Genomic DNA, 25,567 nt, shown 5'->3' on the forward strand with positions numbered 1-25,567 from the left:
ACAAATTATGTGTTTTTAGCACAAATAATGTGTTCGTAATGTGTTAAGACTGTGTTAACCCTACACAAATCATGTGTTAAACCAATTGAAACTGGCACCATTGAAAACCCCCGCACTGCGGGGATAGGCATGATAATGGTGCCAGTTTTCTCTTATGCTCTTTTTTAAAAGACTCTCAAAATAGGCTTCGCCCATTTATGAGGGCTTCTAAAAAATGCTTACCCGTTTGCAAGGAGGTCTTGCTTTGGTCAAAAATTTCCCAAATCCCCCCAAAAATTTCAATTCGAGGGCTACCCGAAGATAAGTTAAATCGTGTCAAAGAACTTGTCCGCCTGTCCGGTAAATCAATCAATGTTTTCATTGTGAATTGATTGCCAAATGTGGCAGAGTGTTCAGAGGCCCAAGCGCTCGATAACAAATATTCAGAAATACAAAAACAAACATTAGCGGTGCTGGAATTGAATACAAAAGAGTTGCAAAAAGTCCAAGAAATTTACAAGTTTATGAATGGAGAGTGACATTATGACAACAGAAGAAGGGGCTATTTTAAAGAAAAATTGGCCCGTGTGAAGGCCTATGTCTCAGAAGAAACGAAGGATTGGTTGGAGGAGTACAAATATAACATTGGGAAACGGTCCTATGGTGAAGTCATTGAAGAGTTGGTTTTTCGGAGTGAAAAATTCAGACCAAAATCAGCTTCTTTTAGAGCTACTTTCAGACGAGATAGCAGAACGTGTCTGAAAGGAATTAAAAGAACTGATAGACATCTTGAGGAGACGGACGGGCTACTCTGAGCGTCAAACAAAAGTAATCACTGAAGTGCTGAACCATAGGATTAAGACACTGAAACTTGACCGTACGGATGATAATGTCGTGTTGACGACAACGGCTAAGACAAATGTTCTCAGTGTGGCTGAAAATAGAATCAAGGAATAGCTTACTCACTTCGCACAATAGGCAGTTACCAAAGGCAATGCAAACGAACAAAAAGCGCTGGAAGAAGGGGATAACTAATGTCCACGTCACCAGGGATTATCTCAAAGGCGAAATTCATTTCACCTTTGAGCAGCAAGTATACAAAAGCGATTGATTATATCGATCGAAAGGAAGCTGTTCGGGGTTGAACAGTGGAAGGCTGGCATGTTTATTCAGACGACGCTTTGCCTTTCTGAGTGTATTTTGATAATTTAACAAGCCCAGAAATTCTGAGGCTTGTTTTTTCGTTTGGGAGCTGACGAATTTTATTTATGATATACTAAACAGGTAGAAAAGTTATGACAGTGGCTATCTTTGAGAGGTGGTGGTGCTTATGAATGTAAGTGCTGAAATCTATGAAAGGAGAAGCCTTTTGTCTGCATTAGAGACAATTCAATTGTTATTGAGTTTTGGTATGTTTACCATTGCCTTGATAAAATTGATTGTGGACTTGCTTAAAAACGACAAAAAAAAGTAACCGTCTAATCTTTGGCGAGATCACGGTTACTTTTTAAACCAATTTTGCTACCGTCTTAAACGGTTCTATTTGGAGGGCATATTGACGTATGTCCTCTTTTGTTACTTCTATTTTAGCACAAAACTTAACATATGGAAAGAAAGTGATAGCATGGAACATCTTACAATTAAAGAAAAACAAGTAGTACAGGTTTTTTGGTGCAATGAACAGTGCTTGTCCGTATCGGACGTTACTTTATTATTACCAGATGAGAGTAAGAATACTATTGCAGCTGTCATTACCAAACTTTTGAGTAGAAATTGCTGGCACAGCCCTGGCACGAAAATTTATTCCTACCATTTCTGAGGAAGCTTATTACCTATCCGTACTGCCTTCTACTACTATATATAATTTGGTACGTTACTATATTAGCAGTGCGACCGATTTAGACTACTTGAACTCGTTAAAACAAAGAATTCATAAGCGTAACTAGATTCATGATATACTAGTATGGAGGGACAGGGCATAGTTAAAATATCTCCTAAAAATATTTGATATGTTGCAATTCGCTTTAACAACTGTCCCTCTTTTTATAACGAGACTCCACTTTACTACTTAAAAAATTTCACAAACTTTTTTGAGGGAGGAATAGCGACTTGTTCACGTTTCAAAATTTTAAAACCGTTAACTTTCAAAAATTCACAAGGGAAAGCCCGTCAGACGCTGGTCTGGCGGGCTACTTGTTATAATGAATGTTATGTAGACTAACTCAGGGTTTAGCAGATTCAATAATATTACATTTCAGTGTAATTCATTGATATAATAAATTTAACAAAACGAATAATTTAGAGGTAGATAAACATGAAATTTGATAAATATAATAAGGCTACTGACAAAGAAGTATTGCTAGAACTAGTTTCAAGACTCTCAGACTTCACTCTCCCAGACGGCGTACCTGAAGAAATCTTTAAAGCAAAACAAGCTAGCTTGATGGAAAAAGATTTAGAAAATGAATCCAATACTATTATGGTCGTAAAACAAGTTGGACACATTATTGCTTTTATTCAGTTAGAAACCGATGTCGACTGGATAAGCGGAGAAAAATACGGTTATATTTCTAGGATTATAGTTAGTGAATCCGCAGAAGGAAATGGACTTGGAAAAAAATTGATGACCTTAGCTGAAGAATGGGCAACAGAAAATGGGTATTCTGCAGTTGGGCTTAATGTATTCTCACAAAATACCAGAGCATTTAGACTTTACGAGAGTATAGGTTACAAAACAGAAACAGTAAAAATGATGAAAAGACTTTAGTATAATTTTTTAATGGTAGGAGTGCACTATGATTTTTTCCACTAACGACGGATTTCATGTATTCAAAATTAAACATCCGAAAAGGTTCAGAAACTTAAAAGTTTTTGAACCTTTATTTTTCTCTTGTGGTGCTTGGTGTTAGATAGTATCAAAAACTTGTGTTCATTTATTAAAAGATGTTTTCATAACAGGCCTTCACTTTACCACCTGAAAAATCTTAACTACTTTTCGAATGAGGAATAGCAACTTTTTCACGTTTCAAAATTTTAAAACAGACTAGTTTTCAAAATTCACAAGCAAACGCGCGTCAAATGTTAGTCTGGTGTGTTACTTTTTATAATTCGCATTGTGTGAATCAATGATTTAAATAACGTTTGGAAATGTAGGAGAACATACAAACATTCCTCCTGAGTTCAATTTTAGTCCAGGAATATGTCCACACCTTTTCCATCTAGTTTTTTTAAAGGCGTATATTACACCATTAAAAAATTTCTAGTCAAGTTATATCCGATTCAATAATGAAATTTGGATTAAATGGCTAAAACCTAAAGCTTTAATGCTCTTTTTCCTAGATCTTATCCGATTTTTTCTTCAATTATTGCCTCCGGTATTTTTCCGATATTAGGACTTTAGTTTTAGTGTTTCAAAGTGACAACGTCAGAGCATCATTCGTTTTATTTTTTTCAACTTATTTATTTTGTCTTTTGAGGCACTAAAGTCACGGCCTAATAAATTATAGAGCTGGAATTTATGCTTAGGAATAGCTTCCTTGCCAATTTTTTTCAACTTAGCACCACCATTCAAGGCCCTTAGGGTTTTAATTTGAATTTTTCAATACTTTTCGGATATACTAATTGAAAAGTATTGATGAAATTTGGGACAGGGAGTTTATACAAATGAATCGAAGAGAATTGCAGCGGCGCCGCCGAAAGCGACAGCGAAAAAATTCGAACATGGTGGTAGCTGGGCTACTCGTCCTGCTAATTGCCGGATTCGGTAGCCTTTTTTACATAAATTTCCCACAATTGGAATTAGTGGGGGCCGACAATATTGAGGTAACGCTGAATCAAAATTTTGAAGACCCGGGTGTCAAATTAAAAAACCAGAATAAAACTTTGCCAAAAACTGCTTATCATGTTGACGGTCAGGTGGATTCTCGGGTCGCCGGTGACTATCAATTGGATTACACAGTTTCTTATTTCGGTTTGAAAAGCCATGTCATTCGTAAGGTTTCGGTTACTCAGCCGAAAACTGTGGCTCCGGTTGAGATGGTGCTCCAAGGTCCAAGTGAAATGAATTTGTATATCGGCCGGGATTATCATGAAGCTGGCGTTCAGGTGAGTGGCGGTGATGATGCGAACATTCAAGATAAATTAGTGGTTTCTGGCAACGTCGACACCCAAACGCCGGGCCGCTATGAATTGATCTATCAAGTTATCGATGCAGCCGGCGGTGTCCATGAAATTCAACGAATCGTCAATGTTGTGACGAAGCGTATTTATTTAACTTTTGATGATGGACCGAATGAGACAACTACGCCGCAGTTTTTGCAAATTTTAAAAGAGGAAAATATTAAGGGGACCTTCTTTGTCGTAGGTGGCGGTCCGGATGCTTTGATTAAGCAGGCCTTTGATGAAGGTCATACTATTGGCCTCCATACCAATAGTCATGACTATGCGGAGGTTTATGCATCGATTAATAATTATTTTGATGATTTGGAACAAATCTCCAAGCGGGTACAAAATATTACTGGAGAAGAATCGAAAATTATTCGCTTTCCTGGTGGTAGTTCAAATGGTATCAGCGCTAATTATTCGCAAGGGATTATGAGTGCTCTTGTTAAAGAAGTCGTGGATCGTGGCTATCAATATTTTGATTGGAATGTTTCTAGCGGCGATGGCAGCAACCAATCCTCTGCTGAAATTCCCTATCAAAACGTGACCACGAACTTAAAAGAAGATGTTGATAATGTCGTGTTGATGCATGATACCAAGCAGACATCAGCCGATGCGTTAAAACAAATTATTGAGTATGGCAAAGCAAATGGTTTTGCCTTTGAAAAATTAGAGTTGGACAGTTTTCCCGCTCATCATGGTGTGACGAATTAAAAGAACTATGACATTATTCTACTGGTTTCACTTCACCAACACTAGCTGACAAATAGCTAATTTAATCATACTAGCGAGCGATATTTTTTAATACCTAAAATTGAAAATGTTACTGAAGAATCAATTTTGATTCTTCAGTAACATAAATTATAGATCCGAAAAACACTCCTAATATCCTATTCATCTAAAAGCCTATTTTTGGTTTCACTCATTCAAATTTGGGCAAAAAAATAAAGGCCTTCTGCCTTTGATTAAAGTAGGTAAGATTGAACTATCAGGTACGGTCCTAGCACGAAAATTTATTCCCATTATTTCTGAAGAGGATTATTATCTATCCATACTCCCTCCTACTACTGTTAATAACTTGGTTCGTCATCATATTAACAATGTAGAAGATGTAGTCTACTTAGACTCTTTAGAACAAACAATTCATAATCACTAGATTCATGATATACTGAAAAGTAGGGACAGGGCATAGTTAAAATATCTCCTATAAATATCTGATATGTTGCAATTCGCTTTAACAACTGCCCCTCTTTTTATAATGAGACTCCACTTTACTACTTAAAAAAAATCACAAGCAAAAGCCCGCTAGATGGTGATTTGGCGGGATTATTTGGATAATCGGCATTATGTCTACTAGGTTGTTAAATAACAGAAACTATGTCTGATTCCCATGTTAACTAGATTATTTCATTTCATCTAATAATTTATTTATGGTACTTCCTTTAACAGAATAAGTTTTATTATTCTTTAGAACATCATCATTATAGAAAGTATACGACCTAACTTTTTGGCCAGTTTTATAAAAATCTACACTAATAGTTTCTCCCCCAACCAAGTTACTATTATCTACTTCTCCTAAACTTAACGAATCAAATATTTCTACAAATTTATTTACATCTTTTTTTGATGTATAAGTCTTACTTGTTTCTTCAGCATATTCAGGTGGCAAAGAATAATTAGCCGATGTAATAACTACTTGATTGACCGAATTTGGAACTTTAAAATAATCTTGTTTATCTAGTGTATTTTTGAAAGAAAAAGCTGCTATATAAATAGCGAAGATGGCTATTGGAAGAATTATTATAGTGGTATATTTTTTTTTCATAATATCTCCTTAGTATTTTGATAATTGTAGATTTCAATTGGGAAAATGGCCTATATTTATTAGGAAGAGTATACCCTGATAATAGAGGGGTTACTTTAATTGTTTGAAAAGATAATTTTAACACAAATGGCATTGACTTGATTTTAAAATAAGTTATATCAGATAAAAGAAAAGTTGGACTAGGTTAACTTAAAAACAAAGATAAAAAAATTTTTTTCAAATCATTGCAATTGGATAGGCTACACTAGACTAGACAGAAAAGATGTGGTGTGTAAACTAGAAGGAAACACACTGGAGGGAACATCTTATGTCAAACAGACAACGCCGAACATTCACCAAAGAATTTAAACAACAAATGATTGACCTGTATAATTCAGGAAAGCCCAGAGTAGACATTATCCGCGAATACGATTTGACACCGTCGGCCTTTGATAAATGGCTGCACCAAGCAAAACAAAGCGGCTCGTTCAAAGAAACAGATAACTTAACACCTGCCGAAAAGGAACTAATTGCCCTCCGCAAACGAAACCAACAGTTGGAAATGGAAAATGATATTTTAAAGCAAGCAACGCTGATATTCGGACGAAAAGACAAGTAATTGATGCCAACAAGCATAAGTACTCGATATCAGCGATGTGTAAAGTCTTAAATATCTCTCGACAAACCTACTATTATCAACTAAAAGCACCACCTTGCGAGGCTGAGTTGCAAGAAGCCATCACAGAAGAATTTGAACATAGCCGGAAAAACTATGGCACACGAAAAATCAAGTTTGCTCTGGCTCGACGGGGAATGATTGTCAGCCGAAGAAAAATCGGACGAATCATGGCTTCACGGGGCTTGAAGTCCAATTATACGAAAGCTAAATTTCGTCATCACATTGCTTCCGTGAATCATTCACCGATTGGCAACCAACTCAATCGTTCCTTCTCCAATCGGAAACCCTTGGAGGCAATTATTACAGATTTAACGTATGTGCGCGTTGGTGCGAAGTGGCACTATGTCTGCTTTATCATTGACTTATTTAACCGTGAGATTATTGGTCATTCATGTGGACCAAACAAGGATGCACAGTTAGTGAAGCAAGCGTTTCAACGCATCGGCTACCCACTGACCAAAGTCCAATTATTCCACACAGATCGTGGAAAGGAATTTGATAACCAGACGATTGATGAGATTTTGACTGTCTTCGAGATCAAACGATCCTTAAGCAAAAAAGGCTGTCCTTACGATAATGCCGTCGCCGAATCTACCTACAAATCGTTTAAAGTAGAATTTGTTTATCCAAGTAAATTCGAGACGTTGGCTGAGCTACAATTACAGGTGTTTGATTACGTGAATTGGTGGAATCATCTACGAATTCATGGATCACTTGGCTATGAAACGCTCGTCGGCTACCGAAATCTGAGATTGGCGCAGCCTCCCCTTGATAATGAGCCTGGATGTGTTCGCGCTGAGTAGGGGCAAGATTCTTGAATACCTGCCACGCACCGAGGCAATCACATCCAGGGAGGCTCGTTGTCAAGGGCAATCGGGCTATGCAGTTATACATACACTACATAATTTTTGTCAAAATAGGGGTTGCCATTCCACAATTGTTTACTATATTATAACTCATTTTCTATGATTAAGATGATTTTAAATATTAGGTTATTATAAGGCGTGGCATGTGAAATATAGTGCTATGAGGCTAATTTTTTGATTTTATCAATGTGAGTTAGTCAAGAAAATAGACTTTTGCATGTCAACTTTGCTTGACTAACTCATCACTCTTGAAGAACGAAAGAGACAAAAAAAGAAATAGTATCAATACAAAAAAGCAACCTGTCTTTTTTTAAACAGGTTGCTTTTTTGTATTGATTAGTAAGGATTTCAACCGCACCGTATAGTTAAAATGACAAGAAAAAAATTAATTTTAACTTTATAAATATTTCTTGTTTTAATTAAGAATAGGAAATTTTCATTAACTTAAAATTTCTAATCAAATTTGTCTTCTTATTTATTATATGTTCCGAGTTATTTATTGTCAATACACTTTTTTTTGAGCTTTACTGACAATTTTTAATTTAGTAGAATAAACCGTCAAACAAACTGAAAGGATGTTTTTATGAGCCGACAAGGAGAAAATATATATCATAGAAAAGATGGTCGTTGGGAAGGTCGATACATTAAGGGGAGAAAATTAGACGGATCTATTCAATACGGATATGTGTATCGGAATACTCGAGAAGAAACAAAACGCGTGTTGAACGTATTTAAATCAAGCTATCAACCCACGGTCATGAAACCTAGACCAGAAATTAGTCTGACTTTCAAGGAATGGGTTACGGTTTGGTTGAGGCGGATAGAACTACAAGTAAAAAAGACGACACTTTCAAATTATCACTACAAATTAAACAAGTATATTTTACCCATTTTCAAACACAAAAAATTATACGAAATTAATGAAGAAAGTATCTATTCATATATTGAAGAACTTCAAAGCAACCACTTAAGCATGAGTTCGATTCAGTCTATCTTTACCCTATTTAAACAAATACTGTCTTCAGGATTGTCTAGTATTCAATGTGACGCTACTTTTTTGTCCCTCATTAAATTACCAAAAAGGGACTGGACTAAGGTAACGTCCCTCTCATTATCCGAACAAAAAAAATTAACTTTAGCTGCGGACCAAGAACCTGAAAAGAAGGGGTTACCTGTTTTAATTGCTTTACACACGGGAATGCGAATAGGTGAAATTGCTGCACTAGAATGGCACGACATAGACTTTGATAAAAATATCATTCAGGTTTCAAAAACATGTCAACGTATACTAGATCAAGGGAAAACAACTGCTAAAACTTACATACACATTGATGAGACGAAGACCAAAAATTCAATTCGAGTGATTCCTATGACCCCCTATCTAAGAGAGAAATTGATACACTACAAACATAATAATGCAATGAACAGATGGGTATTTACGAACAATGATGGTCCATGTGAGCCAAGACTACTTACAAATTATTTTCATACAATAAGAAAAAAAGTAGACCTTACGCATATCCATTTTCATCAATTACGTCATACCTTTGCGACACGTTGCCTCGAAGCACTCTCAGATATACCTACAGTGAGTGCATTGCTCGGACACAAATCTACTCAACTAACATTAGATGTGTATTCAGATGTTCTAATGGATCAACGCTTACAGACAATAGAAAAAATAGCTGCCTATATATCTTAAAAAAATATTGTACTAGTAGAGCCATAAGTTCAAACGTTAAACGTAAGCGTTATCTATACGAAATTCGCTGAGATAAGCCGTCATTCGCCGTCGATAGTTTACGAACAATGTTGATGTATCAAGGTTCTAATTTTTATCCTATTCTTAATTAAAACAAGATAAAGTTAATGCAAAAATATTAGGATAAATCTATGTAATCATGTATAAAATGTAAAAGATACAATGAATTTCCCTATTAGAGCTTTTCAATTTCGTTTGTCAAGTTGATTAAAATAAATTTATTCTAATAAAACATAGATAAATGAATTTTAAGAATTGAAAACTAAAGTTTACGGAACTTAAGGTGAAGGAAAAAATACATTTAGGTGGATACGCAATCAGAAAAAAATATTACAGCTAGAATCAATCTAAATACAGTTGCCTTTAGCTTAATTATCGATATTATTAAAAAAAAGTATTGATTGCAAAAGTATCTTTTCAAATAATTAAAAATTATTTTTCTATAAAAGGAGGGGTTATCTTGAAAAAAATATTTAGAAAGATGGGTTTAGTAATTTTTGTTGTTATAACACTTTCTCTATACAATTTATCTTTAACAACAAATACATTAGCATTATCTAGTGAATCAGACAAATCTTCTCAGAAAGATTCCACAATTTTAAATACTACCAGTGAATCTTTGTTTGATTTTGATTATGGTGTTACCTATAAACCTGATTCAGATGCTAATTGGGGGACAGAAGCAGCAGCACAAGAGGTTGTCACTGTATATACTTTTGCTGAATTGAATTCAGCAATTTTAAATGGTACAGCTGATTATATAAAATTAGGGAACGATATTGTAAGTGATACTTTGGGTATTGGAATAATTAGACGTAACGCCCCTTCTAACAGAAGGGATTATGTCATCGACGGACAAGGGTTTAAACTAGATACAGGAGCTGTCAGTTGGTCATATCCAGATGGGGCTACACCTCATAATTTTTATATAAAAAATATACATATGTATTCTCAAAATCCGTATGGTTGTTTTATGGGGGCTGAACTTAATTATAATTTTACTACTATGGTATTTGAAGACACTACTTACGAAGGGTCTCAGTTAACAGCCTCTTGGACAACAACATTATACTTTAGAGGAACTAACAATGTGATTTCAAGAGCAAATCAATATACAGTCACTTATAGCAACGGAAATAATGCCGGAAACAATAATACTGTAACACGGTCAACATACCCGAATCAAAGTGGCTTAGAAGCTTACAGAGTTATTTTTGATGATAATACTGTATTTAATTGCACTGTTGAGAATGGTGATGGCCTTTTGATAGGATCTTATTTGGCAGCAGTACCTACTTCTTCCGGAAGAACAATTCCATACGTTGCTGTTCGTAGTAAAGCAACTGTCAATATGGTCTCACAGGGAAGTTCTGGCGAAACATGGGGATATTATACAAGTAATGGAAATTATTACGCAGGGATAAACATTCAAAAAGGTGGAAAGCTCTATGTGGGAGCAGATTCTACCCTAACAATGGACATCAGAAATACTTCACGTACTGGTATTTTTCTAGGTGGTGGTTCGGCTAGTCAGCGAACAAATTTGACAATTGACAATGGGGGAACATTAAATTTATTAGCAGACGGTAATCGAAACACTACAGAATCCAAATATGCTGGAATCAAGTTATATCAATATTCAGATTTAAATATTTTGGCAGGTGGAACACTTAAGGCAACCATAGATAATGATGCAAGTGGTAGACCGGCGGTTGAGTTGGCAGAGTATAGTACAGTAACCGTGGGATCTGACAATGCTCAATTTATTGATGACTCTACCCCTCAAGGATTACTTGACCTAACCGCAAGTGCAACTAGTGGTTCTGCGCTAAATCTAAAAGCTAACTCCAGTTTTACTGTCAAAGATTACGGTAAGGCCTCTTTTGTTGGAACAGAACAAGCAACCGCAACAAGTGATTTTGTTGCGGTGAATGGATCCCTTTTGATTGGGAATCGAGGAATGTTTACAGCAGCATTAACTGAAGAAGCTGGACAAAAAGCGACAGGGGTAAGAAATTTAATCAATGCGCCTGCAACAACCTCGACGTTTAAGTTTTCAGATGCATATCGTGTAGATTTGGATGCTCGAGGAAATCCAAATGCTACGCTTGTTAGCATGGGAACATCTTCGGTTGATGGAACATTTACTGCGGATATTCAAAGTGTTTATCAGTGGAATTCTGGCAATAGTTCTGCTGGTGACGATACCTATGATAAAAGTTGGATTCCTATTTACAATGCGAATATCACGTATCGACAAACAACCATTAGAACTAAAACAGCTAATAGCTCGCAGCAGAGCATAGCTAACAGTTTTATGTCTACTAATGATGGATATGATACTCAAAATTCTGAACGAATACTCTATGAATGGATTCCAGATGTAACTATAGATATTAATGATATTTCAGATAATAGACTTCGTACGGATGGTCAAAAAATTTCTGGAGTTACAAATCCAAATGCTTATGTCACAATATCTGCGAAAGGAACTGTTATTGGTTCACTAACGAGTTCTAATAATTATGATACTAGCGGAAAATTGGTATATTATAATGCGTTGGCAGATGATAATGGGAATTTTGAATTCACCCTTCCCGATGATGTAACTTTGTATGTTGGAGATGAGATTTCTGTTTACAGTTGGCGTGCTGGGAAATATTCAACAGCAACTACAACTGTTCTAGATAAAACGCCGCCTGAAGTTACGACTAAGACGTATTATGCATATGTGGGAGATACTGCCCCAGCCGCAACTGCATTTGTAAGTGCAATTACGGATAAAGGAGTAACGGATACGAGTAGCTATCCTGTCAGCTATACTGCTTCAACTGATATGGCTACCCTGATGCAAACTGCTGGAACAAAACAAGTTAGCCTAACTGTATCTGACCTTGCTGTAGATAGTGCAGGACTCTCTGCACCAAATACTACGACAAAAACAGCTGAACTAATAGTTTATGATAGTTCCACGAATCTTAGTGGAGACTCATTGGAGTTGTCCTACGCAGATATTCGTAATATGACAGATAGTGAGCTAAGTACCTATATTTTATCCAAGTGTAACCCCACTGCATATAGCGTATCTGGGGGAGAAAAAACTAGTTGGTCAGATGTAAATGACTTTACTGTAACGGATTTAGGTAGTTTAAGCGGATTGAAAGATATCTCACCTAATACGCCATATACTGTCACAATCAGTCTTCCATCTTCAGTATCGGGATTGGCCTCTGATATAACAGGAACCATTAGCGTTACTGTCATCAATATGAATGCTGCCATCACAGTTCAATTTGAAAACGAAGCAGGAACTATCCTAGATGGGTACACTTTAACAGCTGGCGAAAAAGATACAAATAACATTGTTACCCCTATCTATGTCGGAGATACGATTGATCTAACGTCTACAACGTATGCAAAAGTACAAACACAACTTAGTGCGTTAGAAACAGCTGGGTATGAAATTGTATCACGTCCAACAGATGAGACAGCTTTAAAGATTACAGATACTACTCAAACGGTTACCTATACTGTCAAAGGGTTGCTATTTTTACAATCGGCACCCACTTCCGTTGATTTTGGAAGTCTGACATATAATGCAAAAACGCAGCGTGTGGATAATCCTACGACGTCTGGGAAATTAATCATTACAGATACTCGTGCCTCTAAAACAAACGGATGGATACTATATGCAGCAGTGACAACCGAAATGAAAAATACAAGCACAGGTTCCATCATGAGTGACGCGATCCGATACGTCACAAATGATAAGAAGGAAGTAACCCTAAGTTCTAATAATCAAGCAGTATATACCAGCACAACAGGTGGTACGACAGACATCACCAGTGATTGGGGAAAAGAAATTACTGTAAGCGAACAAAAGGACATTACAATGACAGGTTTACAGTTAGTTGCTGATCCTGCTAAAACAACCGTTTCAAGTGTGGGAACTTATTCTGGCGTTATCACATGGACAATCATGGCAGGTCAACCATAGAGGAGGAGAATCATATGAAACTAAAATTGAAAGTTTTCTTTTTCTCCTGTCTGGTAATCATCCTTATAGGAATGTTGCCTCTTAGAGCTGCGGCCACCACAGGTAATGGAGGTCAAGGGACAGTGGAAGGGGGCATTACTTTCTATGAGGAGTCTACCAACCCTTCCAGTTCTACGTCTACTAGTCTACCTAGCACTGGAGGGAAACTACCTCAAACAGGCGATCAAATCAGAAATTATAGTGTACTTGGTGGAGGAATTCTCCTTTTAGCTTTACTTTTTTTCTTCTATCGCCGGAGGAAAAAAGAGAAGGAGGAACGTGAATGAAAAAAAAATGGATACTGGGTGTTGGATTAATTCTCTTTACGTCTCTTTTCTGTGTTCCTCAAGTATACGCAAGTACGCAAGATATTAATGGAAAGGTGACTGTTGAAGATCCAGGGACAAGTAACTTAGTGGATCCGGAAGCACCTTCCACGGTTGTGAATCCAGGAGAAGGCCCTTCTACGACAGGGTCTTTGCGTATTGATTATATATCAAGTTTAAACTTCGGTTCACAAAAAATTAATGATACTAATCGTACGTACCTCTCTTTAGCTCAACAGTTTCATAATGAGACAACTGCCAGAGGATTTTACATTCAAATAAGCGACTATAGTTCTGAATCTTCGGGTTGGAACTTGACGGTCACGCAAAACCAACAATTTCATAGTGATATTATACAAGACTTAGAAAACCAAGAATTGACTGGCGCTGTTCTCTCTTTTGATAAAGGATGGGCCAACACTAGTGGTGCCAGCGGCGCCCCCACGGTTACTCGGGATACGTTAGCTTTGAATGAGATGGGTATCGCATATACAGTGGCAAGTAGTAAAGCCGGTCAAGGAAAAGGAGTCTGGCTAATCGAATTTGGTGCATCGGAAACGAACACCTCCAATCAAGTTCCCACCCTATCTCCTCTAGAAGATGCTTCAGGGAAAGCAGTACTTGATAATGTCACTAACAAACAAGCGTATAGCAATTCTGCTGTCACATTGACAGTTCCCAAAGAAGCCAAAATTTACCCAGTGCAATATACCACTACTCTTACGTGGACACTGGAAGCAGCACCAACACGCTAACACATTATTCGAGACAAGTTGAGCAATGGCTCATTTGTAAATAAACAAACTACCATATTTAGGAGGAATAAAAATGAAATTCAAGACATTAAGTGCAGTGGCTTTATTGGCAGTAGTAGGGGTCGCAACAACAGCTCCAGCAGTTACAAATGCTGCGACACCATCATCTCAAACTTCACAAGGAACAGTCAAAGTTGAGGCTGGTTCACTAGATCCAGGTAAAGATGGCGTACCCGATCCAGAAGGTGGGAAAACAATTCCAGGTGTAGACCCTGTTATTCCTAACCCGACATCTCCTGGAGATAAAGGTATTACGGCCGTAACAAATTTAAATTTCGGGACCATTAAAGTCGGAACAGGCACAGCTTCAGCACAACCAATTACCATTACGGATACAGTTACTGCGGAAGACGGAAGCACTACATCAACAACGCGAAAACGTGGTAACCTAATTTCTTGGGGAGATGTCACTGGTGAGTATACCGGATATACTATCAGTGGACAGTTGACAACTCAATTTACAAATTCATCAGACCAAAGCGTATTGACAGGTTCAGAAATTGCTTTTATCAATCCTTTAATAGCAACGAGTGGCGAAGGAACGATTGCAGACTCAGGTAAAACAGCAACTCAAACACTTTCTATTGACGGTGGAGCTAAGACATTTGTTACAGCAGCTGCTGGAACTGGTTCTGGTCAATGGACGCTTGAATGGGGTAGCACAACAGACGGTACTGGCGCAACTGACACAACCGTCGGAACCGTCGGTTCTTCTGTCAACTTAACGATTCCAACTTCTGTCGCAAACTCTATGACTAAAGGAACGTATACAGCTGTAGTGACTTGGACAATGGGGGCACTCGCATAAACTTGACTTTAAAATAGAAAAAAACAAGTTGGCAAGAATCTTGTCAACTTGTTTTTCTTATAAGGAGAATTCTATACATAATGAAAAATTTATCCCTATTTTTTCCAATTACGAATAAAAGACACCATTTTGTCTTACAACCTATTGTCTATCTTGTAATCTTGCTTGGTTTGATTAGCTGTTCTTATCCCGTGAAGGTTGAAGCAACCTCCGATAACTCAGAGGTATCCACTGGTTTCACTTATGCCTTGAATTTCCCTGAAAACCAGGTAGATACTTCTTTGAATTATTATCGACTAATGATGACACCTGGACAGGAGCAAGAAATCACCATTACGTTAAGTAATCCAGGTACAGATGCGATTACGGTAGAATTACAATTAAATGGCGCAAAAACAAATGGATCAGGCGGTATAGAATGGAATAATGATACGATTGATAATGATGCCTCTCTCATGTTTCCATTTGAAGATATAGTAAGTGGTCCTGCTAGCGTTGACTTAGCAGGGGGAGAGACAAAAGAAGTCACTTTTTCTATCAAAATGCCTGAAACAAGTTTTGACGGAATTATCACAGGAGGATTACGATTGATGAAGGCCGGTCAAACAGATAATGTGGACGAAACGAATGGCTCTCAAGTTATTAATCAGTATGCCTATGCTATTTCCATAGTCTTGCAGGAAAACGACATCGAGCTAACCCCAGATATGCAATATAATTCTGCTTACGCAGGTCAATCTAATTATCGTAATACTATTTTTGTTAATCTTTCCAATGTAGTCGCAACCTTTCTTAATGATCTGACAATAGAGGCCCAAATTTCCTCCGCTGGAAGTAGCGAAGTGTTGTATGAAGCGAAAACAACTGGGATGAGAATGGCCCCGAACTCTCTCATTGATTTCCCGATTAGTATGAATGGGGATCGAATGGTTCCGGGAACCTATACGGCACATGTCCTTGCCACATCAGGAGATATGAGATGGGAATGGACTGAAGAGTTTGAGATAACTGAGGGAGAGGCTCAAGAATTTAATGAACGAGACGTCGGCTTAGAACAAGATACTACAATTAATTGGGGTGTCGTTGCGAGTCTTGTGGGTGCTTTTTTTGGATTCGTTCTTCTTCTGTTTGTGATAGTTAGATGGGTGAGACGTAAGAAAAAAAAGAAAGATTCTATAAAAAAAAGAAAAATGAATCAGAAAAAAAAACGTTCTCCTAAATAAGAAGAGACGATAGACAGAGAAGGAGACAAATAAATGAGTATAATTACTTGGCTCATTATGGGACTGATAACGCTCAGCTTAATTTTTATTTTTAGTGCTTTGGGTTTTGTTGTTCAAGTAATCCTCACAACAAAAAAACTTAAAGCTCTTCCTAGAAAGCCTCCACGTAAAAAGAAAAAAAAACAACGTTGGTCTCAACTATGTAAAAGTCTAAACTCTAAACGTAAGAGAGGGATTTATTTCGTAAGTTGTTTTTTCGCTTTAGGTTTTTTATCCGGTGGTGTAGGAGCCTATAGTTTGTATTATCAATCTATAAATTTGTCTGCAGAAGATGAAAAAGCTATTGTACGCTCTTATTTTCTTGTCCGTGATTTTCAAAGCGAATTAGAAAAAGCAGCCAATCAATCTGAAACCGAAGAAGCTTCCCAACAAAACATTCGCTACTTAGCAACAAGTTTGTCGGCGTATACATCGAATAAGGCAAGTACAATTAATACAACGGATGGACAATCTACACTTAATCGCTATTACGCTTCACTAGCCCAATTAGGTATGAATGCGACACGTGAGAGTGGAAATTTCTATGGAAATCCTACTTTAGTAGACGAGTTTACTACAGATATTTCGAAAGTCATTACCTACGAAACTGCTGCATTCGATTACTTTAGAATTAATCAAACCGCTCTAGAAGATGAAGGTACACCAAATGACGACTAGAAAAAAAAAAAATCTTTGTCTATACAAAGGACATCTAAAAGTAAAAAGAAGAAAAGCTCTAAATCTAATCAAAAGTCTCTTCCCACGAATAAGGCAGTTAAATTATCTAAATCTGGTCGTAGAAACGTTAGTTATCAGAAGAAATCTAGCTCAAAAAAGAAGAGAAGAAGGAGTAAAAAGAAGCATATCATTCAAGACTTTTTCTATGCAATCGTCATGGCTAGTCTTCTTGCTCTGATTTTGTTTTTCTTCTTATTTAAAATAGTGGTAATAAATGGATACAGTATGATGCCGACACTTCGCGATCAAGACACTGTTCTCATTCGAAAAACTGACTACGTAAAGCGATTTAATTTAATCTATTTCCAGCAAGGAAATACGCAACAAGTAAGAAGAGTAGTGGGGTTACCTGGAGAGCGAATCGACTATAAAGAAGATACACTTTTTGTTAATGGAGAGAGCGTAGAGGAAAAATTTCTTGTGGATGACATAAATGATGCGCAAAGAAATGGTGGTCAATATACCCCAAATTTTACTCTCTTAGATATCACGAATCAACAAACCATTCCAGATGATTGTTATTTAGTTTTAGCCGACAATCGATCGTATGGATCAGATAGTCGCCAGTATGGACTAGTTACACGGAATCAAATCATTGGTGTGCTACAAACATTACTGTTGCCTTTGACAGATACAAAAAAATTATGATAAGCATCATAGTAAACAAAAAACCCAAAAATGATTTATGGGTGAGGAGGAACCAATGAATCAAGTATTACTTTTAACAGCGAATCCCTCAGCTGATAAACAGTTGAAAGAAAATTTAGAATATTTAGGATATGAAGTTTTGCATTCAACACAATTAGTTGAACCACTCATGTTAGCTAAAACACCTTTTGTATTGGACTTACCTGTTGTAATTTTTAGTGAGACGCTACCAAGCGAAACTGTCGAAACTATTTTACGCCAAGGACAAATTGTAAATTGTGTGATTTTACGATGTGATACTGATCTCTTAAATGATGAATTATACGAAGAATGGCAAAAATTGGGGTTGACAGCGAAATTCTCTACGGGGATTTCTTTATCTAGTCTAAGAGAGTTATTGTCATCTTCTCGGCAACTACATTTCAGGGAAATACGGTCATGTCCACCAAATAGACATAAAATGACTAATGATTCTTACAATTTAGCTATTAGTACTTTTTCGAAAAAAGAACGACAATTGTTTGAAATACTATTTGATGAAAAAAAAGGATTTCTTACGCGAAAAGAAGTTGCTCAACGGATGTGGAATGGTCAAACGACAAGTTCACACTTGGCGCAACTTTCTCAAATTGTTAGTCGGATTCGCTTGAAATTTGCTCGGTATGGTTTTACAGAACAAATTATCGAAACGCACTGGAAAAAAGGCTATAAAATTTCAGATGAAATAAAGATATTTAATAATATAGGCTAAAATGAGAGCCTTATCTTGGGTTTTTTCCTAAGGTAGAGCTCTTTTCATTTAGTTAAGATAAGTTTTACCATCGTATACTAATTACTCGAAGATAAACTAAAAAAATATCTATTGGAGTAGTTCCTAAACGAAATTTATACAGGATATAAAACTCGACGAATATATCTAGTGGTGTTAGTATCAAATCTTAGACAGCTTTTCGTAGAGACAAGAATAAATTAAACTTATCTACGAGAGGATAAATTTTTATGACTCGATATAAAGAAAATTTTAAACACGCAAATTTAATAATCAAGTTAGCCACCTAGGCAAATAAAAAACATCATAGTGAAAAATCACGTATTATTGAGGTTCCGACACCGACCAATAAAGGAGATTTTCACTATGACGTACTCACAGACTACCACACCTCGCCTAAAAGGAAAACACCTGACTGCTCATGAACGAGGAAGAATTACTGCGTGTCATGAATAAGGAGTATCCAATCGGGCAATTGCCAAAAAGATAGGGGTCGCCCCTCAAACCATTCATAATGAGCTAAAACGTGGGACGGTTACCCAAGTGCGTAAGGTCAATGGTAAAAAAATCTTCTTTGATTCTTATGATGAGTTGTATGCTTAAAAGCAATACGAACACCATCGTCTAGCTTGCCATCGACCAAGTAAATCCAACCAGGTAAAAGCTTTTCTAGCATTGTTTACCCAACTATTTAAAGAAGTTGGGCATTCGCTTGATGCTGTCGTTGGCAGAATAAAACGAGAAAAGTGTTTCTTACCAGAAGAAATGGTTTGTACAACGACACTTTATGCGTACATTAATGCGCAGCTTTTAGAAGTGAGGAATATTGATTTATTGTCAAAACTCAAGCGAAAGACCACTACAAAAAGGAACCGAAAAAACAAAAAAATACTGGGTCAAAGTATTGAGAAACGACCGGCAGAAGTCCTGACACGAGAGTGTTTTGGTCATTTTGAAATCGATACCGTCATCGGAAAACGCAATGGTTCAGAAACGGCATTACTCACCTTAACAGAACGAAAAACTCGCTTTGAAATCATTCGATTAATTGATAGTAAGGAGACTGATTCTGTGTCGTATGCTATCACTCATTTGATTCAGGAGTTTGGACCTACTCGCTTTAAACACGTGTTCAAGTCGATTACACCAGACAATGGTTCGGAATTTGCATTGCTAGCTGACATAATGAAGGACTACTGTCCGGTTTATTTCACACATCCATATACTTCTTGCGAGCGTGGCACCAATGAAACTCATAATCGTATGATTCGTAGGACATTGCCAAAGTCTCAAAGTTTAGAGACCTGTTCGAGAAAAGAGGTCCAACGAATTGCAGATCAAATGAATCAATTGCCAAGAAAAGTATTAGATTACGCAACACCGCAAGAGTGCTTTGAACGAGAAGTTTGTCTGGCTGTAAATTGAGTGGACAGCGAGCATCTGGCGGAGTGGCTTTTCATCTGGGCAGTCTAGCTATTGCCAGACTGTCACACAGACTACCATACTGCTACTCACTATCCACTCAACAACGAAACCAGCAATAACAATCATTTTCCACATGTTGCCAAAACTGGCTAACTTGTTCTTGAAATTTGGGAAAATTTTAAACAGATGATTGTTGAACTGAATCAAACTGGACGTTCTGTTCGAGGGTTGGCGAAAGAATATGGCTTATCTGAAGCAACGATTTACAAATGGAAGAATTTATATTTACCTAATCAGTCCACAGGACTGACTGGAAAGAAGTGGCTGAACTGAGAAAAGAAAATGCTCGTTTGAAAGAGGAACTTGAAATCTTAAAAAAAGCCGCAGCCATATTCTCTCGGAAAACCTAAATTCGCTTGTTCAATTTATTGAAAACTGGTGTAAGGATTACACTGTTTCTTTGTTGTGTCGGTTATTAGAAATCCCTAGAAGTGTCTATTATTTTTATAAGAACAAAGCATTGACAGTTACAGAAATCAGAAATAATAAGTTGAAAAAGAAAATTTCAACAATTTTTTTACGAATAAACAACGCTATGGCGCCACAAAGATCCATCAAGTTTTATTAAAAGAAGGTATTTCAGTATCTCTTAAACATGTCCAAAAGCTAATGAAACAATTAAATTTAAGGTCGATTGTAGTTAAAAAATATAGACCTCAAAGGTCTAATAAACCGATTATTTCAAAAGAGAACCTCTTAAATCAGTACTTTTCTACTAAGACTATCTGTGAGAAATGGGTAGCTGACATTACTTACATTCCTACTAAGAAAAATGGTTGGTGTTACTTATCTTCAATCATGGATTTACACACGGAAAAGATTATTAGCTATACATTTTCAAAACGAATGACTGTGGATTGTGTCATTCAAACGCTGAACAAAGCAAAAATGCATTATGACATTCCAGAAGGAATGATTCTACACACTGACTTGGGCAGCCAATACACAGCCAGAGAAGTGGAACAATGGCTTGAAACCAACAAAATAAGGCATTCTCATAGTAGAAAGGGAACACCTTATGATAATGCTGGAATCGAATCTTTCCATGCTTCATTGAAAAAGGAAGAAGTCTACACGACTAGCTACTCAGATTTTGAAGAAGCAAATCGAGCGCTATTTAGCTACATTGAAGGATTTTATAACCGAAATCGAATCCATAGCTCGATTCACTATCTAACCCCACAGGAGTTTGAAGAGTTGGCAAAAGCAAAAATGGCGTAACCGTCTCTACTAACATGTATCCAAGATATTGACTCAATTCCAATATAATGCGGCGCAATTCTGAGGGATACTTGAAAAAAGTTGCTAATTCGGACCAATTATCCCTCCCAATTTTTGTGATGATCGGGTATTTTTTACTTCACTTTCCGCCAAGATCGCTGAATGCCTCCCTCCATAGCTAATTCTTCCATAGAAGCCTTACAAATAGGCTTTAGGCTTTATATATGTAGTTACTGATTTAAAATCTTTGTAACCGACAAAACGGATACTATTTACATCGTAACCTATTTATTTGAAAACTCACAATTTATTCTATATAAATTCTTTTTGGATTCAAATAAAATTCATTATTTTAATATAAAAATGTAAGGGTAACCAAAATGAAAAGGAGATAATATGTTATGAAAAAATTAGCTACTGGTTTTTTAATCACTTCAATTCTAGGAGGTTTAATACTGGGATTAACAGGTTGTGGGAACAAGGAAAAAGGCAGTGATGATGGAAGTGCTATGACTAAGGAGGATATCGAGAAAGACGTTGTGAGTAAGGAAACAAAAGAAATAGACGGTAAAACTGTGGAAGAGTACACCATGAAAGATGGATCGAAGATTCAGATGGAAAAATAATTTATATAAATTGCATTCAAATTTTTTCATGCTTGCAATACTAAATTTTTAGATATATACAGGATTTCAGGATACCCTTGTTTAATGTCGTATCAGAAATTAATTGTGAACCGTGAACTAGTTGTACGGGCGCAAACTATAGGAGGAAATTTGTTTTGACGCAAATGTCGAAGAGGAAGAAAGTATTGGCTATATCTACTACTCTGGGAATACTTATACTTGGCCTAATTATATTTTTGTTTACTCGCCCTAGTGATTTTGATCAGAGCGAGACAGAATCGGTAGAATCTCAAATTGTCAAAGACATATCAGCTAATTTACAATCGACAGGAACTATGTTAGCGGGTAAAATTGTGGCAAATAATAGTAATCAAATCAAGATTGATAGTACAAGAGGGAAAATTAAAGAGGTTTTCGTAAACGAAGGTGATCAAGTAGAGAAGGGGCAGGCTCTTTTTAGTTATCAAACAGATCAAGAATTAAAAGTGAAAGAAGCAGAAGTTGACAAAACAGTCAAAACTAATGCAGTAGATGTGGCAAAAAGCAATGCTTCTATAAAATGGACCTTGTATAATCAAAAAAATGAGCAACTAAGAAAAGCAAAAAATTCAGCAGATTCGACTCAGGAAGAATTATCGACACTAGAAGAAGGCTTAAAGCAAGCCCAGTTGGATGCGATTGGTGGAGATAATGAAGTGAAAAATGCCGAAAGTGAGCTTGAAAAAGCTAATTTGATATATGAAAATGAAACAGAGAAACTGAAAGATGATACTGTGGTAGCCGATAATGCGGGACTTATAAAAACGGTGAATCAGGATTTAGTTAATCAATCTGCAGACAGACAAAAAGAAGAAAACTTCATCGAGATAATCGATAGTTCACAACTGTTTGTAGACGGAAGTGTGACCGAATTTGATAAAGATAAAGTTGCTATTGAACAACCGGTTGAGATAGTGAACCGAGAGGATAACAATCAACGTTGGGAAGGAAAAGTGGTGCAAGTCGCTAGTTTGAGTTCTGAAGATTCAAATTCGTCAAAAGAAGAAGATGAGAATCCTAATTTATCAAAATTTCCTTATAAAGTAGTAGTAAATGAAAATGAAAACATGCCAACAATTGGATCCCATGTATACGTTAAGCTTATGGCATCAGGATATGATGCCAATAAAATTATTCTCAACAAAGAATATATTGTTACCAAAGGGAATAAAGAATATGTATGGTCGGTCGAAGATAATAGCATCAAGTTACGCGAAATAACTTCAATTGCACTTGAAAATGACTTAGTTGAGGTAACAGATGGGCTATCTACTACTGACAGTATAGCCGTCCCGAAAGAAGGAATGGTAGAAGGAATGGAGGTGGGGGAAAATATTAAATCTTAGAGCTATTTCAAAGTCATATTGGCAAGGGAGTGAAGAATTGCCCGTATTAAAAAATATTAATTTGCGTGTGGATAAAGGCGAGCTTGTCGCTATAATGGGACCTTCAGGATCGGGAAAATCCACGTTGATGAATATTATAGGTTGCTTAGATTCTGCTACTTCTGGAGACTATCAAGTTGAGAATACTTCCATAAGAAGTTTATCAGATAATGCATTAGCAGATTTTAGAAATGAAAAAATCGGTTTTGTATTTCAAAATTTTAATTTAATGCCTAAGCTGACCGCAAGACAAAATGTTGAATTGCCATTAACATATAAAAAAATTTCTTCTTCAGAGCGTAGAGAAAAATCATTGGAAATGTTGAAATTAGTAGGCTTAAGCGACCGTGCTGATTTCTATCCCATGGAACTCTCAGGGGGACAGAAACAACGTGTAGCAATCGCTCGGGCTTTAGTAACAAACCCTAGTTTTATTTTAGGTGATGAGCCGACGGGTGCGCTAGATACTAAAACAAGTGAACAAATAATGGACCTTTTTAAACGGTTTAATCAAGAGGGGAAAACAATCATTCTTATTACTCATGAACCTGATATCGCTCAATTATGTCAGAGAACTGTTTTTTTAAGAGATGGTGAAATAATTGATGATAAAATAAATTAGCGGAAGGATCAGTACATGATTGACGAAATTTTAACTGCTACTAGATCTATTTTAGCGCACAAGATGAGATCTATTTTAACAATGTTGGGCATAATAATCGGAATCTCTGCAATCATTTGTATTTTTAGTATTATTGAAGGAAATACTGAAAATTTAAAAAAAGAAATGATTGGTGGTAGTAACAATACCATTGGGATCGAATACAATAAAAAAAGCATGTTTAATCAGGAGCTGTTTAACGAGGCCAAAGATCGTAAAGCGCCCTATATCCCAGAGGTTACAGATGAACAACTGAATTCTATTCGATCACTAAAAAACGTTCAGGATGTTGGAATCTCTTACTCAAAAGATACCAAAATTTTTTATAAAAGTACTAATGTTCAAGCGAATGTTTCGGCAGTTACTACAAACTTACCTGAATTGAAACAGTTGGAAATTATACGAGGAGAAAATTTTGATTCGACAGATTTTAAAGACAATCAGCAAGTCATCTATTTAGATAAAAGTTTATACGAGGAGCTATTTGGCAATACAAATGACGGGATTGGTAAATATGTTGAAGTAAATAGTATTCCTTTTCAAATTAAAGGTGTATTTGAAACAAAAGATGCACAACTAAGTTACATGTTTGGCTCTAAAGAAGCCTATGTTCCAGAGAAGCAAGCATATAATTTACTAGGAACGGTTAATCTCACTCCAAAGATAACTATCCAATCAACTGATACAGAAAAATTACAGGTTGCTGCTCAAGAAGTTTCCACGTTATTAAATAAAAATTTGCCAGAATCGGATTATAGTTATGGCATTATGAATATGGATGAATTAAAAAAAAGTATCGAACAATTTAATCAATCTAACTTTATATTATTAGCAGGTATTGCCAGTATATCACTTTTAGTAGGTGGCATAGGCGTAATGAATATCATGCTTGTTTCCGTTACAGAAAGAACAAGAGAAATAGGCATAAAAAAAGCTTTGGGAGCCAGAAGAAAAGTCATACTAAGGCAATTTCTTATTGAAGCAATAGTTCTTACAGTCCTCGGAGGCATCTTAGGAGTTTTGATAGGCTTAGTTGGCGGGTTTATTATAACTCAAACATTGCATTATCCTTACATTGTTTCATTGCTAGCAATTTTGGGGAGCCTTGCCTTTTGCCTAGTGGTAGGTATTATATTTGGTCTATTGCCAGCTGTGAAAGCCTCCAAGTTAAATCCTATAGAGGCACTGCGTTACGAATAATATAACTATGAGAAAATTTTTATGGTCATTTCAGGATTTCAAAAGTATCTGAGTAGATAGGGACTTTTACTCGAGATTAAAAAGCAACCAGTAAAAAAACTGGTTGCTTTTTTTGTATTATTAAAGCTTCTGACCATACTGCAGAGTTAGAATGATAAGAAAAAATCTTGATTTTAACTTTATAAATATATCTTGTTTTAGTTAAGAATAAGAATTTTTGGTTAACTTACAATTTCTAATCAAAGTTCTCTTCTTATTTATTATATATTCTCAGTTATTTATTGTCAATACGTTTTT

19 protein-coding genes and 3 pseudogenes are annotated in these 25,567 nt (G+C 36.4%); 20 read left to right on the forward strand and 2 right to left on the reverse strand.

What is annotated here, in order from left to right:
- Nucleotides 1–1,309 precede the first annotated feature (1,309 nt).
- Complete coding sequence (gene pepG1 / locus ORH16_RS18235) at nt 1,310–1,453, forward strand: type I toxin-antitoxin system toxin PepG1 (protein WP_265460207.1); 144 nt, start codon at nt 1,310–1,312, stop codon at nt 1,451–1,453.
- 840 nt (nt 1,454–2,293) lie between these two features.
- Complete coding sequence (locus ORH16_RS18240; protein WP_265460353.1) at nt 2,294–2,746, forward strand: GNAT family N-acetyltransferase; 453 nt, start codon at nt 2,294–2,296, stop codon at nt 2,744–2,746.
- A 657-nt stretch (nt 2,747–3,403) separates the two neighbouring features.
- Here ORH16_RS18240 and ORH16_RS18245 read toward each other — a convergent pair.
- Nucleotides 3,404–3,532, reverse strand: coding sequence for a hypothetical protein (locus ORH16_RS18245; RefSeq protein ID WP_265460354.1), 129 nt, complete (start codon nt 3,530–3,532; stop codon nt 3,404–3,406).
- A gap of 110 nt (nt 3,533–3,642) precedes the next feature.
- On the opposite strand from ORH16_RS18245, the gene ORH16_RS18250 reads away from it, so the two are divergent.
- Nucleotides 3,643–4,854, forward strand: a complete 1,212-nt coding sequence (locus ORH16_RS18250; RefSeq protein ID WP_265460355.1) for a polysaccharide deacetylase — start codon at nt 3,643–3,645, stop codon at nt 4,852–4,854.
- A gap of 688 nt (nt 4,855–5,542) precedes the next feature.
- On the opposite strand, the gene ORH16_RS18255 is transcribed toward ORH16_RS18250, so the two are convergent.
- On the reverse strand, nt 5,543–5,965 hold the full coding sequence (locus ORH16_RS18255) for a hypothetical protein (RefSeq protein WP_265460356.1): 423 nt from the start codon (nt 5,963–5,965) through the stop codon (nt 5,543–5,545).
- Nucleotides 5,966–6,272: 307 nt separating this feature from the next.
- Between ORH16_RS18255 and ORH16_RS18260 the strand changes: the two genes are divergently transcribed.
- From ORH16_RS18260 to ORH16_RS18340, 17 genes and pseudogenes are all read left to right on the forward strand, one after another.
- Nucleotides 6,273–7,426, forward strand: a protein-coding gene (locus tag ORH16_RS18260) for an IS3 family transposase (RefSeq protein ID WP_265460357.1) whose coding sequence is annotated in 2 segments (ribosomal slippage) — nt 6,273–6,549 and nt 6,549–7,426 — 1,155 coding nt in all. Because the reading frame shifts where the segments join, the coding sequence is not laid out codon by codon here.
- A gap of 646 nt (nt 7,427–8,072) precedes the next feature.
- Complete coding sequence (locus tag ORH16_RS18265) at nt 8,073–9,191, forward strand: tyrosine-type recombinase/integrase (RefSeq protein WP_265460359.1); 1,119 nt, start codon at nt 8,073–8,075, stop codon at nt 9,189–9,191.
- A 520-nt stretch (nt 9,192–9,711) separates the two neighbouring features.
- Nucleotides 9,712–13,248, forward strand: coding sequence for a pectate lyase-like adhesive domain-containing protein (locus tag ORH16_RS18270; RefSeq protein WP_265460361.1), 3,537 nt, complete (start codon nt 9,712–9,714; stop codon nt 13,246–13,248).
- Nucleotides 13,249–13,262: 14 nt separating this feature from the next.
- A complete protein-coding gene (locus ORH16_RS18275; RefSeq protein ID WP_265460362.1) occupies nt 13,263–13,574 on the forward strand; it encodes an LPXTG cell wall anchor domain-containing protein in 312 nt (103 codons plus the stop codon).
- Complete coding sequence (locus ORH16_RS18280) at nt 13,571–14,368, forward strand: WxL domain-containing protein (RefSeq protein WP_265460363.1); 798 nt, start codon at nt 13,571–13,573, stop codon at nt 14,366–14,368. Before ORH16_RS18275 ends, ORH16_RS18280 begins: the two co-directional genes overlap by 4 nt.
- A 73-nt stretch (nt 14,369–14,441) precedes the next feature.
- Entirely contained in the window at nt 14,442–15,236 is a 795-nt protein-coding gene (locus ORH16_RS18285) for a WxL domain-containing protein (protein ID WP_265460364.1), read from the forward strand.
- Between the two features lie 80 nt (nt 15,237–15,316).
- The gene (locus tag ORH16_RS18290) at nt 15,317–16,459 is read left to right on the forward strand and encodes a DUF916 and DUF3324 domain-containing protein (RefSeq protein WP_265460365.1); all 1,143 of its coding nucleotides are present in this window, start codon (nt 15,317–15,319) and stop codon (nt 16,457–16,459) included.
- 33 nt (nt 16,460–16,492) lie between these two features.
- Nucleotides 16,493–17,176 (forward strand): hypothetical protein, encoded by a 684-nt coding sequence (locus ORH16_RS18295; protein WP_265460366.1) that lies wholly within the window; start codon nt 16,493–16,495, stop codon nt 17,174–17,176.
- Between the two features lie 15 nt (nt 17,177–17,191).
- The gene (lepB, locus tag ORH16_RS18300) at nt 17,192–17,884 is read left to right on the forward strand and encodes a signal peptidase I (protein WP_265460368.1); all 693 of its coding nucleotides are present in this window, start codon (nt 17,192–17,194) and stop codon (nt 17,882–17,884) included.
- 55 nt (nt 17,885–17,939) lie between these two features.
- Entirely contained in the window at nt 17,940–18,635 is a 696-nt protein-coding gene (locus ORH16_RS18305; protein ID WP_265460369.1) for a winged helix-turn-helix domain-containing protein, read from the forward strand.
- A 483-nt stretch (nt 18,636–19,118) separates the two neighbouring features.
- A pseudogene (locus tag ORH16_RS18925) lies at nt 19,119–19,256 on the forward strand (helix-turn-helix domain-containing protein); the annotation flags it as partial.
- 12 nt (nt 19,257–19,268) lie between these two features.
- Nucleotides 19,269–20,078 (forward strand): annotated as a pseudogene (locus tag ORH16_RS18310) (IS30 family transposase); the annotation flags it as partial.
- 165 nt (nt 20,079–20,243) lie between these two features.
- Nucleotides 20,244–21,359 (forward strand): annotated as a pseudogene (locus ORH16_RS19005) (IS3 family transposase).
- A 401-nt stretch (nt 21,360–21,760) separates the two neighbouring features.
- Entirely contained in the window at nt 21,761–21,985 is a 225-nt protein-coding gene (locus tag ORH16_RS18325; RefSeq protein WP_265460371.1) for a hypothetical protein, read from the forward strand.
- 164 nt (nt 21,986–22,149) lie between these two features.
- Complete coding sequence (locus ORH16_RS18330; protein WP_265460374.1) at nt 22,150–23,370, forward strand: efflux RND transporter periplasmic adaptor subunit; 1,221 nt, start codon at nt 22,150–22,152, stop codon at nt 23,368–23,370.
- Nucleotides 23,357–24,031 carry an ABC transporter ATP-binding protein gene (locus ORH16_RS18335; protein WP_265460375.1) on the forward strand — a complete coding sequence of 225 codons (675 nt, stop codon included), beginning with the start codon at nt 23,357–23,359 and terminating at the stop codon, nt 24,029–24,031. Before ORH16_RS18330 ends, ORH16_RS18335 begins: the two co-directional genes overlap by 14 nt.
- A gap of 18 nt (nt 24,032–24,049) precedes the next feature.
- Nucleotides 24,050–25,270, forward strand: a complete 1,221-nt coding sequence (locus tag ORH16_RS18340) for an ABC transporter permease (protein ID WP_322597314.1) — start codon at nt 24,050–24,052, stop codon at nt 25,268–25,270.
- The last annotated feature ends 297 nt before the right edge of the window (nt 25,271–25,567 follow it).

The organism is Enterococcus sp. HY326, assembly GCF_026157065.1.
Lineage (GTDB): Bacteria > Bacillota > Bacilli > Lactobacillales > Enterococcaceae > HY326.